Origin of the sequence: Massilia phyllostachyos, from assembly GCF_021044825.1 — a bacterium.
In the GTDB taxonomy this organism is placed as follows: Bacteria; Pseudomonadota; Gammaproteobacteria; order Burkholderiales; family Burkholderiaceae_D; genus Telluria; species Telluria phyllostachyos.
In genome coordinates, this window is sequence record NZ_JAJNOC010000001.1 from 1,109,696 (window position 1) to 1,122,151 (window position 12,456).

13 protein-coding genes are annotated in these 12,456 nt (G+C 64.2%); 8 read left to right on the top strand and 5 right to left on the bottom strand.

Features of this window, described 5'->3' with window-relative positions:
- Positions 1–17 precede the first annotated feature (17 nt).
- On the bottom strand, positions 18–602 hold the full coding sequence (locus LQ564_RS04810; RefSeq protein WP_231056931.1) for a PEP-CTERM sorting domain-containing protein: 585 nt from the start codon (positions 600–602) through the stop codon (positions 18–20).
- Positions 603–922: 320 nt separating this feature from the next.
- Here LQ564_RS04810 and LQ564_RS04815 point away from each other — a divergent pair, with 320 nt between their 5' ends.
- The 6 genes from LQ564_RS04815 to LQ564_RS04840 are packed head-to-tail and all read left to right on the top strand — an operon-like array spanning position 923 to position 3,567.
- Positions 923–1,060: a hypothetical protein gene (locus tag LQ564_RS04815; RefSeq protein WP_231056932.1), complete on the top strand. Its 138-nt coding sequence runs from the start codon at positions 923–925 to the stop codon at positions 1,058–1,060.
- A 42-nt stretch (positions 1,061–1,102) separates the two neighbouring features.
- Positions 1,103–1,684: a helix-turn-helix domain-containing protein gene (locus LQ564_RS04820; protein WP_231056933.1), complete on the top strand. Its 582-nt coding sequence runs from the start codon at positions 1,103–1,105 to the stop codon at positions 1,682–1,684.
- Positions 1,681–2,214: a GNAT family N-acetyltransferase gene (locus LQ564_RS04825; RefSeq protein ID WP_231056934.1), complete on the top strand. Its 534-nt coding sequence runs from the start codon at positions 1,681–1,683 to the stop codon at positions 2,212–2,214. Before LQ564_RS04820 ends, LQ564_RS04825 begins: the two co-directional genes overlap by 4 nt.
- Positions 2,211–2,666, top strand: coding sequence for a GNAT family N-acetyltransferase (locus tag LQ564_RS04830; protein WP_231056935.1), 456 nt, complete (start codon positions 2,211–2,213; stop codon positions 2,664–2,666). Before LQ564_RS04825 ends, LQ564_RS04830 begins: the two co-directional genes overlap by 4 nt.
- The gene (locus tag LQ564_RS04835) at positions 2,663–3,232 is read left to right on the top strand and encodes a GNAT family N-acetyltransferase (RefSeq protein WP_231056936.1); all 570 of its coding nucleotides are present in this window, start codon (positions 2,663–2,665) and stop codon (positions 3,230–3,232) included. Before LQ564_RS04830 ends, LQ564_RS04835 begins: the two co-directional genes overlap by 4 nt.
- Positions 3,232–3,567, top strand: coding sequence for a DUF2004 domain-containing protein (locus LQ564_RS04840; protein ID WP_231056937.1), 336 nt, complete (start codon positions 3,232–3,234; stop codon positions 3,565–3,567). Before LQ564_RS04835 ends, LQ564_RS04840 begins: the two co-directional genes overlap by 1 nt.
- A 511-nt stretch (positions 3,568–4,078) precedes the next feature.
- Here the strand turns inward: LQ564_RS04840 and LQ564_RS04845 are convergent.
- The 4 genes from LQ564_RS04845 to LQ564_RS04860 all read right to left on the bottom strand — a co-directional run bounded on the left by LQ564_RS04845 (position 4,079) and on the right by LQ564_RS04860 (position 10,450).
- Positions 4,079–4,630, bottom strand: a complete 552-nt coding sequence (locus LQ564_RS04845) for a GNAT family N-acetyltransferase (RefSeq protein WP_231056938.1) — start codon at positions 4,628–4,630, stop codon at positions 4,079–4,081.
- A gap of 137 nt (positions 4,631–4,767) precedes the next feature.
- A complete protein-coding gene (locus LQ564_RS04850) occupies positions 4,768–6,165 on the bottom strand; it encodes an efflux transporter outer membrane subunit (protein ID WP_231056939.1) in 1,398 nt (465 codons plus the stop codon).
- A 1-nt stretch (position 6,166) separates the two neighbouring features.
- Positions 6,167–9,277 (bottom strand): multidrug efflux RND transporter permease subunit, encoded by a 3,111-nt coding sequence (locus tag LQ564_RS04855; RefSeq protein ID WP_231056940.1) that lies wholly within the window; start codon positions 9,275–9,277, stop codon positions 6,167–6,169.
- A gap of 12 nt (positions 9,278–9,289) precedes the next feature.
- The gene (locus LQ564_RS04860) at positions 9,290–10,450 is read right to left on the bottom strand and encodes an efflux RND transporter periplasmic adaptor subunit (protein WP_371873421.1); all 1,161 of its coding nucleotides are present in this window, start codon (positions 10,448–10,450) and stop codon (positions 9,290–9,292) included.
- A 130-nt stretch (positions 10,451–10,580) separates the two neighbouring features.
- Between LQ564_RS04860 and LQ564_RS04865 the strand changes: the two genes are divergently transcribed.
- On the top strand, positions 10,581–11,312 hold the full coding sequence (locus LQ564_RS04865; protein WP_231056941.1) for a response regulator: 732 nt from the start codon (positions 10,581–10,583) through the stop codon (positions 11,310–11,312).
- Entirely contained in the window at positions 11,309–12,364 is a 1,056-nt protein-coding gene (locus LQ564_RS04870; RefSeq protein WP_231056942.1) for an ATP-binding protein, read from the top strand. The genes LQ564_RS04865 and LQ564_RS04870 overlap by 4 nt, the downstream gene beginning before the upstream one ends.
- The last annotated feature ends 92 nt before the right edge of the window (positions 12,365–12,456 follow it).

Consider the following 12,456-nt stretch of genomic DNA (forward strand, 5'->3'; position numbering starts at 1 on the left):
CTGGAACGGGAAAAGGATCAGCCTTGGGCGCCTGCCTTGCGGCGGCGGGTCCGGGCCAGGGCCAGGCCGGCCGTGCCGGCCAGCAGCAGGGCGATGCCACCTGGTTCGGGCACGTCCGCCGTGCCGATCTGCGCGGTGAAGGAGCCGAATGCGTCGTTCCAGGTGACGCTGGACAGGTCCAGCGCGATGCGATGGTCGTTCAGGATGGAGAGGGTGGGCAGGGCGCCGATGCCGCTCGTGTCCAGCAGTTCGAAGCTGCCGATCTTCTGGGCAAGCGTCGTGCCGAAGTCGAATACCACGCGGTAGTCGCCGGGCGTCACGGTCAGGTCATTGAGATACACGGTCAGCTGGCCGCCGGTGGCGAAATCGAATCCGAACAGGGTATCGCCGGTCAGGAATTCGAGGTCGTTCGCGGCGAAGGCGGTGGTGTTGCTGCCCGGTTCCGCGGCGAAGGAGTGGTCGAGTCCGAGCATGCCGGCAGGGCTGTCGTTATAGCTGCCGGTAATGGTGCTGCCTTGCAGGGAAATCGGCGCGGCGCCGGCCTGGCCGGCCATCAGTGCCGCTCCGAATACAACTGTCTCCAATATTTTTTTGGTTTTCATTTCCTGATCCTGTTCGAGCGTGATGAATGGAACAGGCGAGTTCCGGCGCACCGGCCAGGGATCGTGAATGCCCCGGGTCCGGTGTGCGGACTTGCTTGTCGTGGGAGGAACGTGCTGCTGTTGCACCCATTGCCGGAGTCGGCAGTGGAATACGAAGGTTAGCACGGATGCATCGAATTTGGTCAGACCATTACAAATTTTGGTCTGACCGATCGTGGGGCCGGCGCGACAGTCGGCGCCGACGATCACACCACGCATGGGGCTCACTTCGATCGGGAGGCATCTTTACACTCGGAATCTGCCCACACAAGGATGCCCTCATGAAGCTCATCAATCGACTGTTCGCCACAGCTTTCGTCGCCCTGCTGCTGTTCGCCTCGCATAGCCGCGCGGATGCGGAAGAAAGCACGCTTCCAGCTTTCTCCCGCCACAAGGAGAAGCTACCTGGCAGTCGATAAATTCCGGTATACAGGATTTTATATTCCTATATACTGGATTGCATGGACATCAACCAGCTCATCGCCACCCGCCTGCGCGAACTGCGCGACGCCCAGGGCCTGACCCTGGCCGCCCTGGCCGAACGCAGCGGCGTCAGCCGCTCGAACATCTCGTCGATCGAACGCGGCGAAAGCAGCGCCACCGCCACCGTGCTCGACCGCCTGAGTGCCGCCCTCAACGTCACCCTGGCCTCGCTGTTCGACAAGCCGGCCGACACGCCGTCTCCCGTGTCGCGGCCCGACACCCAGCCGGTCTGGACCGATCCGGTATCCGGCTACGTGCGCCGCAACCTGTCGCCGCCGGGCTATTCGCCGATCCAGATGGTGGAAGTCAGTTTCCCGCCGCATCAGAGGGTCGCCTACGAGACGGCGACGCGCAACGCCGACGTCTACCAGCAGATCTGGATCATCGACGGAAGGCTCGAGCTGACGCTCGGCGACACGCTGTGGACCCTCGATGCCGGCGACTGCCTGGCCATGAAGGTGGACCAGCCGGTCAGCTTCCACAACCCGGGCGACAAGGCGGTGCGCTACCTGGTCTCCCTGGTCACCCAGCCACACAAGTCGCGCAAGGAGGATGCATGAGCACCGAAATCGCTGTACGGCAAGCCGATGCGCGGGAAGTCGCCGCGCGACGCGATGGCCTGGCCGACGTGCTGCTCGACTGCGTCGAAGGCGGTGCTTCGGTCAGCTTCATGCTGCCGATGGCGCGCGCCACGGCGCTGCGCTTCTGGGACGAGGTCGCCGGCGGTGTGGAACGCGGCGAACGCACCGTGTTCCTGGCCGAGGACGGGCAGGGCGTGGTCGGCACCGTCCAGCTGATCACCGGCCTGCCGGAAAACCAGCCGCACCGCGCCGACGTCGCCAAGCTGCTGGTGCACCGCCGCGTGCGACAGGGCGGCATCGGCCGGCGCCTGATGCTGGCGCTGGAAGACGCGGCCCGCGCGCAGGGAAAAACGCTGCTGGTGCTGGACACCGCGAACGCCGCGGCCGAGCGGCTCTACGAGGGACTGGGATGGCAGCGCGTTGGCAGCGTGCCCGCCTACGCGCTGTTGCCGAACGGAGAACCTTGCGCCACGGCCTTCTATTACAAACAGCTGGAGGAAGAACCATGAACATCACGTTCGAGACGCCGGACCAGCCGGCGGTGCACGCGCTGATCCGCGAGCTCGATGCGCACCTCTATTCCCTGTATCCGGCGGAAAACGTCTACGCCCTCGACATCGCCTCGCTGTGCGCGCCGGGCGTCCTGTTCGCCGTGGTGCGCGAGCCGGATGGCGCCGCGATCGGCTGCGGCGCCATCGTCATCCAGCCGGAATACGGTGAAGTGAAACGGATGTACCTGCGGCCCCAGGCGCGCGGCCGGGGCGTGGCGCGCAGATTGATGGAAGTGCTGGAAGCGAAGGCGCTGGAACACGGCTGCCGCACCTTCATGCTGGAGACCGGTCCGACGCTGGACGACGCGCTGGCGCTGTACGAACGGATGGGTTACCGGCGCCGTGACCCGTTCGGTGATTATCCGGATCACCCGTGCTCGGTATTCATGCAGAAGGAATCGGGCGCATGACGGGCGAGTTCACCGCTTCCGTTCCGCGTCTTCATACGGAGCGACTCCTGCTGCGTGAATACCGGCGCGAGGACTTCGACGCATTCGCGGCGCATCTGGCCGACCCCGTCAGCGCGGCCCACCTGGGTTTGGCCGACCGCCATGCCGCATGGCGCATCTTCTGCTCGCAGGCGGGGCTCTGGCTCATTCACGGCGCCGGCTGGTGGGCCGTCGAGGAAAGGGAGACGGGCAGGCTCGTCGGGACTGTCGGCGCCTTCTTTCGCGAAGAATCCACGGTGATGGAGCTCGGCTGGAATACCTGGCGTACTTTCTGGGGCCAGGGATTCGCGCACGAAGCGGCGGCGGCAGTCTTGCACCATGCGCTCGAGATCCGGCGTGAACCGAAAGTGCGGGCGCTCATCGATCCCGCCAACGAATCATCGCTGCGCCTTGCCATGCGCCTTGGATTGACTTATGAGGCGGAAACTGAGATATACGGCAAGGCGGTCGGCATCCATACGCGTGAGCGGGGAGGCGCAATCGCCTGGACCCTCGGAATTAGTTGTCAAACAACTGGAGCAGATTGATGCGTGCAGACGGAGTTCTCAAGCGCGAAGCCGCGGCCCGTGCAGCGATCAAGCAGTCTTTTGAAGCAGCGGACGATGAATCGGGCGCCGGCTTGTTCGCATCCCATCATCTGGAAGAATTAAACGGCGAATACTGGCAGAAACACCTTGGAACAAGGAATCCGGAACCAGTGCGCATCCTCGACATCCTCGAGCTGCGCTCGCATTGTGCAGACGATGACGACGATGGCCTGGAGGTCCTCGACTTCACGCTGCCGGGCGACGTGACGGATTATGTGATCAGCGTCCGCTTCGATGAAACCGGGAAGGTCGAGGAAATCTCGATGGAAAGTTGATGCCGGCTCCGCCATCATGATAATTCGGCCAAGTTCGGCCACGAGCGGACATTTAACCCCAATGCACAATCCGGCTTACTCAGCACATCATTAACGACAACAATGGACCACAAACTTAGCAAGACAGAATTGCTGGGAAAACTGAAAGTGATGAGTCAGCCTAAAGCGCACGGTCTAACCCACGAGACGCTTGAAAAGACTTTGATCGATTTCTGCGCTGGATGCCCCGATCCCGTCCGGGCCAGGTGGCTCGTAGTGGAGTGTCTTGAGCCAATGTCGGATGAGGAACTTGTTGACCGAGCATTGCAGGCGCCAACATGTTCGATGGCAGATGTGCCTGTGTCAATAATTCCGGCCGATCATCCTGCTCGTGCTACAGCGGATTGACCGTCCGCTTCGGGTCGATTCCTACAGTACACTGTAGGGCAGCTGTCGGCCAGAAGCAGTCATTGCCAGAACAGCCAACACCCCTGGAATCTGGATATACAGGCGCCCGTGCCGCAGGCATTCATCAGGGGACGTCCATTTCTTTTTCAAACCTGAACATGCAGTCGGCGTCTTCCTCGCTGGCCGGAGCGCCGATGGATGGCTGGTGCGGGTCCGGATGATGCCGATTGTAGAACTCGACGACATTGAATCCACACTTGTTCACGTAGAAGTGAATGTTCCGCTTGTCGAAGTAAGGAGTGTGCGTTTCCCACACCTTCGTGCCGGCATGGATCTTCTCGATTTCGAGCCAGGCACGGTATCCGATACCGTGGCCATGCAGTTGGGGAGAAACGAAAAAGAAGGCGAGCGAATTTCTTTGTGTAAGTTCGTCGAGCACCACCACGGCGCCTCCCACCCGTTCGCCACCTGCAATCATATGGTAGGCCACGGCGCCCGGGCTGCTGACCGTTTCGTCGATATCGTCGTCGGATGGTATGGGCTCGTCGGGCAGCGACCCGAACGCCTCTGCGACACCAGCGCCGAATGCGTCTTGCAGGCCGGATCTGAACAATGGGAGGTCGGCATGGCTGATGGGTTCGAGCCTGACCTCGGGGGGGGGCCGTGGCATGTTCATCAATCCTCTCAAGTTTTCAGTTCTCGACGTTCGCGCCGGTCATGGCGGTATCGGGTGGCAAGAAATCGGTTCGACTTGCGGTGGTACGCCGGCATTGATCCACCCATACTGGCGTGCCGGCCAGCACTGAATTCATCTCATGGACCCCTGTCCGCAGCGGGCATTCCTCCGCCGATCGCCTTGTACAACGCGATCGTATTCGCATACTCCGCACGGCGCAGCTCGAGCATTGCCTGGCGCGCGGCGTAAAGCTGGCGTTGCGCATCGAGCAATTCAAGACGGCCCTCGACACCGGCGCGGTAGCGCATGTCTGACAAGGCGGCGCGCTGTTCGGCACTGGCAACGACGGCTTGTTGGGCTGCCCGCTGACGCTGGTAGGTACGCCGGCCGGCCAGGCCATCGGCCACTTCGCGGAATGCGGTCTGTATCGCTTTCTCATACTCAGCCACCTCCGACGACTTGCGCAATTCGGCCACACGTAACTCGGCGCGCAGGCGTCCATGGTGAAAGATGGGGAGGACTGCTTGAGGTGCGAAGGACCACGCGCGCCCTCCGCCTTTGAACAGGCTTTCCATGGCGGTACTGGCATAACCATGGCTCGCCGTCAGCGACAGGCGCGGGAAGAAGGCCGCGCGCGCAGCGCCGATGTCCGCGTTCGCAGCGACGAGCCTGCGCTCGGCCTGCACGATGTCGGGGCGTCGCGCAAGCAGGTCGGCCGGAAGACCGGTCGGCCAATCCATTGATAGCGGATCGCTGTCGATCTGCGACCGCGCCGCATCCGGCGGCAATTCCGCACCGACCAGGAGCATGAGCGCGTGGCGCGCGTGCGCGCGTTCGCGCTGCCGCGCTTCCACATCGGCTTGGGCGCCCGCTAACTGGGATTGCGCCTGCGCCACGTCAAGGCCGCCGCTCTGGCCGGCGGCATGCCGGGAAAGCGCAAGCGAGAGCGATTGACGCCAGTCCTCCAGCGTACGCTCGGCGAGCGCCAACTGCGCGTCCGAGAACCTGTCTGCCAGATAGGCATCGGCGACGGCTGCAATCAATGCCAGCCTGGCAGCGCTGAAACCCGCTTCGGTGGCAAGGTAGCGCGCGAAGGCAGCCTCCGACAGGGCATGCACCCGGCCGAACAGGTCGATTTCGAAGGCCTGCATGGCCATGTTGGCGGTGTGCTGGCCGGTCGTGCCCGGCGTCGCCATGCCGGTGTCGCCGCCACGCTGGCGCACGCTGCCGACCGTTGCGTCGATCGCAGGCAGCTTCGCGGCGCGTGCGATGCCGTACTGCGAACGTGCGATCTCCACGTTCAACATCGCCAGCCGCAAGTCGCGATTGTTGGACAGCGCAAGCCCGATCGCCTGCCGCAGGCGTGGATCGATGAACGCCGTTTGCCAGTCGAGCATGGCCGCAGCCGGGGAATGACCTCTATCGGTCGCGTCTGGAAAGGCGGCCGGGACCGGCAAGGGCGGCATGACCATGGATGGGGTGAGCGAACACGCCGACATGGCGATGACGAAGGGAAGCAAGCCTAAGCTGCGCATGTCATCGATCCTTCCGTTTGTTCGATGTGATCCATTCCTGGGCCTGCATCACCACGACGAAGAACACGGGCACGAAGAACACCGCAAGGACCGTCGCGCTAAGCATGCCGCCGAAGACGCCGGTGCCGATGGCGTGCTGGGTTTCGGCGCTGGCACCGCTGGCGACCATCAGCGGGACCACGCCGAGTCCGAAGGCGAGCGAGGTCATCAGAATCGGACGCAGACGAAGGACCGATGCACGAACCGCAGCCTCGACCAGGCTGGCCCCCTGCTCGCGAAGCTGTTTGGCGAACTCGACAATCAGGATTGCATTCTTCGCCGAAAGACCGATCACGGTAATCATCCCTACCTTGAAGAACACATCGTTCGGCAGACCGCGCACGAGAACCGCGGCGACCGCGCCCAGCAGGCCGAGCGGTACGACCAGCATGACGGAGAACGGAATCGACCAGCTCTCGTACAGTGCCGCCAGGACCAGGAAGACGACCAGCATCGACAAGGCCATCAGCATGGGCGCCTGGGAAGCCGACTGTCGTTCCTGGAGCGATTGCCCGGTCCAGGCCAGCGAAAACCCTCGCGGAAGCTGCTGCGCCAGGCGCTCCATTTCAGCCATCGCCTCGCCGCTCGACGTGCCGGGCGCGGCGCTGCCGGAGATCCGGGTGGACGGATAGCCGAGATAGCGGGTTGTCTGGAGCGCCATGTCGGTCCACACCGGCGCGACCATTTCCGACAGCGCTACCATGCCGCCCTGTGCATTGCGTACGTAGAGGCGCAGGACGTCCTCGACCTGCATGCGGGCGCCGGCGTCGGCCTGCAGGATCACCTGCTGCATCCGGCCCTTGTTGGGGAAGTCGTTGACGTACTGCGAGCCCATGGCGGCGGACAGGGTGTCGCTGATGTTTGCAAACGACACGCCGAGAGCCTCGGCCTTACGGCGGTCGATCTCGAGCCGCACCGCCGTCCCGGCGGGCAGACCATCCGTGTACACGCTGGTCACGACCTTGCTCTGCGCGGCGAGCGCCAGCAGTTGCTCCTCCGCCGCCTTCAGGGCCGCCGGGCCGTGGGTGCCGCGGTCCTGCAGGCGCAGGGAAAATCCGGAACTGGTGCCCAGTTCCTCGATCGCGGGCGGCATCAGGTTCATCGCGCTGCCTTCCGGTAGTTCCGCCATCGCTTCGTCCGCAGCCTGCACTTCCTTGCGGGACGTGGCGTCGCCGCGCTTGTCCCAATCCTTCAGCAGGGTATAGACCATGGCCGCATTCTGACCGGAGCCCGAGAAGCCGAAGCCGAGAACCGAGAAATACGAGTCGATGCCGGGCCGGGAAGCAGCATGTGCTTCGAAGCGCTTGACGGCGTCCAGGGTCCGCTCGCTCGTCGCGTCGGCCGGAAGCTGGATGCTCGTCATGTAATACCCCTGGTCTTCCTCCGGAAGGAAGGACGACGGCAGCTGCAGGAATCCCCATGCGAGGACGGCGCAGAGGGCGGCGAAGACGAGCATGACGCGACCGGCGCGTGCCAGCAGCCGATGTACGCCACGGCCATAGGCTTGCGTCATTGCATGGAAGCGGCGGTTGAACCAGCCGAAGAATCCATGCTGTGCGTGTTGGCCTGCAGCAACCGGCTTGAGCAAGGTAGCGCACAGGGCCGGCGTCAGGCTCAGCGCCAGGAATGCCGAAAACAGGATCGACACGGCCATCGACAGCGTGAACTGGCGGTAGATCACCCCGACCGAGCCCGCGGCCAGCGCCATCGGCAGGAAGACGGCGGTCAGCATCAGGGTGATACCGATGACGGCGCCGGTGATTTCCCGCATCGCCTTGAGCGTGGCTTCGCGCGGCGACAAGCCCTCGCTCGTCATCAGCCGCTCGACGTTCTCGACCACGACGATGGCGTCGTCCACCACGATCCCGATGGCGAGCACCATGCCGAACATCGTCAACACGTTGACGGAATAGCCTGCCAGCAGCATGACGGCAAAGGTGCCCAGCAGGGCGATCGGTGCGACCAGGGCCGGGATCAGGGTGTACCTGACATTCTGGAGGAACAGGTACATCACGAGGAAAACCAGCACCATTGCCTCGGCCAGGGTATGGATTACCTTTTCGATCGATATCTTGACGAAGGGCGCGGTGTCGAAAGGCACCGAGAACATCATCCCTTCCGGCAGCGCCGCGCTCAACTCTGCCATGCGCGCCCTGACACCTTCGGCCGTGCGTACGGCGTTTGCCCCGGGAGCGAGCTGCACTGCGGCGGCCGTCGCTGTCTGGCCGTTCTCGCGATTGTCGAAGCCGTAGGACTGGGCGCCCAGCTCAACGCGCGCGACGTCGCCCAGCACGACCTGGGAGCCGTCCGCATTCGCGCGAAGTACGATCGCGGCGAACTTCTCCGGGGAGTCGAGCTGACCCTGTACCGTCAGCGGTATCGTGACGCGCTGGCCTGCCACCGCGGGAGATGCGCCCACGCTGCCCGGGGCGATTTGCGCGTTCTGCTGGGCGATCGCGGACGAGACGTCGCTCATCGTGAGGCCATAGCCGGTCAGCTTGGCCGGTTCGACCCAGACGCGCAAGGCCTGCTCGGCGCCGAACAACTGCACGCGCCCGACGCCGTCGATGCGGCGCAGTTCCTCGACCACGTTGCGGGCCATGTAATCGCTCAGCTCCGTCTCATCGAACTGTCCCGCTTTTCCGCGTAGTCCAACGATCATCAGGAAGCTGGAAGTGGCCGACTCCACGGACAGGCCGTTCTGGCGAACGGCCTGCGGCAGACGCGGTTCGATGGCTTTGAGCTTGTTCTGCACGTCGACCTGCGCCATTTCCGCATCCGTCCCCGGTTTGAAGGTGACGACCACCGATGCAGAACCCGAAGCGTCCGTGGAGGATTCGAAATAGAGCATGTTGCGTACGCCGGACAGTTCACGCTCGATCAGGCTCACGACGCTGTCGTTCAGCGCCTGCGGCGTGGCGCCCGGATAACTTGCTGCGATGCTGACGGTAGGTGGCGCAACGGAGGGGTAGCGCGCGATTGGCAGCTTGGGAATGGCGATCAGGCCGAACAGGACGATGAAGAGCGCGATCACCCAGGCAAATACAGGCCGGCGAATGAAGAATTGTGGCATGTTCGTCCCCGATCAGCGCAGGCTGCGGGCATTCATTGCCAGCGCCGGATCCTTCCACACCATGGCGTCGACCGTGGCGCCGGCGGACAGGCGCTCCATGCCCTCGACCACGATCTTCTGGCCGGCTGCGACACCCGCCGTCACGTGATAGCGTTGCTCGACCAGCGCGCCCAGGGTCACTGAGGTCAGCCGGACGACGCCGTGCTTGTCGACGATCCACAGGTGCGGCTTGCCGGACAGGCGAACGATCGACTGCTGTGGCGCCATCAGCGCGGCGCGGTGGCGCTCAAATGGAATCCGCGCCTGCACGAACATGCCGGGCAACAGCTCGGCCTGGTGATTGTCGACCAATATGCGCAGCAGGACGTCGCCAGTGCCGGTGTCGACGGCGCTACCCGAGAACAGGAGGCGTCCCGCCCGGCCGTAGGGAGCGCCACCGCTGCGCAGGATGGCAACCGGCAGGTCCAAGCCCGACAGGCCGTCGCTGGCGGCGCGCAGTGCCGCGTAGCGGGCTTCAGGCTGGCGGACGTCCACATAGACCTGGGAGATCTGCTGGATGCGGGCCAGCGGCGTCGCGTCGCCCGGTGCGACGAGCGCGCCCTCGCTGACCAGTGCCTGGTCGATGCGTCCTGAAATCGGTGCATCGACGGTAGCGAAGCGCAGGTCCAGGCGCCGCCTTGCCAGGGCGGCCTGGGCCTGCTCGACGTCGGCCGCGGCCTGGTCCCGATGGGCAACCGCATCGTCATACTCCTGGCGGCTGATGGCGTCCGCCTGCATCAAGGGCGCGAGGCGCTCGGCTTGGGCCTGGGCGCGGGCATGCGCGGCACGGGCGCGTGCCAGCGCTGCGGCGGCGGCATCGGCATCGGCCTTGAACGGTGCAGCATTGATCTGGAAGAGCGGCTGGCCCTGCCTCACCTCTGCGCCCTGTTCAAACAGGCGGCGCTGGACGATGCCGTTCACCTGGGCGCGTATTTCAGCGATCCGCACAGGAACGACACGGCCCGGTAGCTCTTCGAATACCGTCAACGGCCTTGGATCGAGCGTCAGGGTCGACACCTTTGGCAGTCGGGCTTGTGGGACCGGGGCCGGCTTGCCGCAGCCGCCCAGGATCAGCGCGGTAAATGCGTATGCCCCGCCGACGCGGCACGCACGCGCGATTGAAACTAAGACCACAGCAGCTCCTTGCAAATGACCGGCCCTTTGCCGGAATAAAGCAGGATGATGGAATACATTCGTTGGAGTTTCGCGAAGGAATTGTGGAGATTCGATGGAGACAGGAAATAGTGCTAGAGTGGCGCCCACCATGCTCGTTCCATATCCGTCCGAACGCCGGGTCGCCGACCACCCCGGCCTGGTCCTCATCGTCGAGGACGAACCCGAGATCGCAGAGATTCTCCAGGCCTATCTCGCACGCGATGGGTTGCGCACGGCTCATGCGGCCGACGGCGCCGCAGCGCTGGCCCTGCACCAGTCGCTGCGGCCCGACCTCGTCCTGCTTGACGTGCAGCTGCCGAAGGTCGACGGCTGGCAGGTAATGGCTGGCATCCGGCACGCTAGCGATACGCCCGTTATCATGCTCACCGCGCGTGACCAGGACGTCGACAAGCTGACCGGCCTGCGCATCGGGGCCGACGACTACGTCGTCAAGCCCTTCAATCCGGCCGAGGTGGTCGCCAGGGTCCAGGCCGTGATGCGGCGCAGCCGTGGCCAGCGTTCGGAGAGGCGTGTTCTGCGCGTTCCACCTTTCGAGATCGACGAAGCGCGGCACGAGGCATTGGTGGTGGCGGATGGCAAGCGCCACGTCCTGGAGCTGACGCTGACCGAGTTCCGCCTGCTGGAACAGTTGCTGCGCGCGCCAGGCCGCGTCTACAGCCGCACCGAATTGCTGGCAAGCTGCCTCCCGGAAGGCGACGCGCTGGAACGCACCGTCGACAGCCATATCAGCAAGCTGCGCCGCAAGCTGGACGATGTCGGTGTCGGGGACACCATCTCCAGCGTTCGTGGAGTGGGATATCGTTTCGTGACCGCACCATGAAGACTGGAAGCCTCAGCAGCCAGATCGTGCGCTCGATGACCGCGGTGGCCTTTGGGGTCACCCTGTTCGTCGTGGTGACGTCCTATATCTTCTACTACGTCGCGTTCAAGTACTTCTGGTCGGGCGAAGCGTGCGAGCCGACCTTGCTGCCGACAGGGCCGGAGTGGGTCTGGCTCGGCTTGACGACCATGGCAACGCTTGCTCTGGCTGCTGCCGTGGCCAGCAGGTTGTCGCGTCGCATCCTATTGCCGCTCAATTCGGTCGCCGGCGCCATCCAGCGGGTCGCAGCGGGCGATCTTGGCGCGAGGGCTGCCGCCGGTGATCGTTCGCTGGGGGAGGCGTCGCGGCTGGCCGATGACTTCAACGCGCTGGCCGGCCAGCTGCAAAGAGTGACCGGGGAACAGGCATTCTGGAACGCGGCAATCGCCCACGAACTGCGTACACCGATCACGATACTGCGCGGCCGCCTGCAGGGACTCGCGGAAGGCGTGTTTCCCCCGGGTGAAGCGCAATTCCGCAGCCTGCTGGCTCAGGTGGAAGCACTCAATCGCCTCGTCGAAGACTTGCGGGTGGTGAGCCTTGCGGAAAACGGCCATCTCGACCTGCAATGGCAGGACACCGATCTCGCATCGGAGGCCGAGGCGGTAGCAGATATATTTAGGGAGTCAGCCAGATCCGCCGGCCAGGCGATCGAGGTGCGGGCCGCCAGCGTGACAGTCAGTTGCGATCCGGTTCGCATGCGCCAAGCACTGCTCGCATTGCTGGAAAACGCACGCGTGCATGCATCGCCCGGAACGGTTTTCATCGGCGGCGAATTGATTGGCGAGCGCTGCAGCCTGTATGTAGAGGACAGCGGCCCCGGCATACCGGCCGCCGCGGCTGGAGAGGTGTTCTTGGCTTTCCACCGTCTAAACAAGGACCGCAAGGGGAGCGGCCTGGGGCTTGCCGTGGTTGCAGCCATCGCCCATGCACATGGCGGCGCCGCAAAATACAGCGCAAGCGAGCGTGGAGGAGGACGGTTCGAGTTGCACTGGCCCGCTTGCCGAGCATAGCTCCGATCAAGTCGTGCACGTTGAAAAAATTGCATGCTCGCTGCGTCTGAAAAGCCGGCGAGGCAGATGCCCGCTTTGGGTCCAGGCTGTAT

Coding starts and splice junctions, on each gene's coding strand:
- LQ564_RS04870 (WP_231056942.1), top strand. CDS start 11,309: ATGAAGACTGGAAGCCTCAGCAGCCAGATCGTGCGCTCGATGACCGCG.
- LQ564_RS04815 (WP_231056932.1), top strand. CDS start 923: ATGAAGCTCATCAATCGACTGTTCGCCACAGCTTTCGTCGCCCTGCTG.
- LQ564_RS04855 (WP_231056940.1), bottom strand. CDS start 9,277: ATGCCACAATTCTTCATTCGCCGGCCTGTATTTGCCTGGGTGATCGCG.
- LQ564_RS04865 (WP_231056941.1), top strand. CDS start 10,581: ATGCTCGTTCCATATCCGTCCGAACGCCGGGTCGCCGACCACCCCGGC.
- LQ564_RS04830 (WP_231056935.1), top strand. CDS start 2,211: ATGAACATCACGTTCGAGACGCCGGACCAGCCGGCGGTGCACGCGCTG.
- LQ564_RS04810 (WP_231056931.1), bottom strand. CDS start 602: ATGAAAACCAAAAAAATATTGGAGACAGTTGTATTCGGAGCGGCACTG.
- LQ564_RS04825 (WP_231056934.1), top strand. CDS start 1,681: ATGAGCACCGAAATCGCTGTACGGCAAGCCGATGCGCGGGAAGTCGCC.
- LQ564_RS04820 (WP_231056933.1), top strand. CDS start 1,103: ATGGACATCAACCAGCTCATCGCCACCCGCCTGCGCGAACTGCGCGAC.
- LQ564_RS04845 (WP_231056938.1), bottom strand. CDS start 4,630: ATGAACATGCCACGGCCCCCCCCCGAGGTCAGGCTCGAACCCATCAGC.
- LQ564_RS04835 (WP_231056936.1), top strand. CDS start 2,663: ATGACGGGCGAGTTCACCGCTTCCGTTCCGCGTCTTCATACGGAGCGA.
- LQ564_RS04850 (WP_231056939.1), bottom strand. CDS start 6,165: ATGCGCAGCTTAGGCTTGCTTCCCTTCGTCATCGCCATGTCGGCGTGT.
- LQ564_RS04840 (WP_231056937.1), top strand. CDS start 3,232: ATGCGTGCAGACGGAGTTCTCAAGCGCGAAGCCGCGGCCCGTGCAGCG.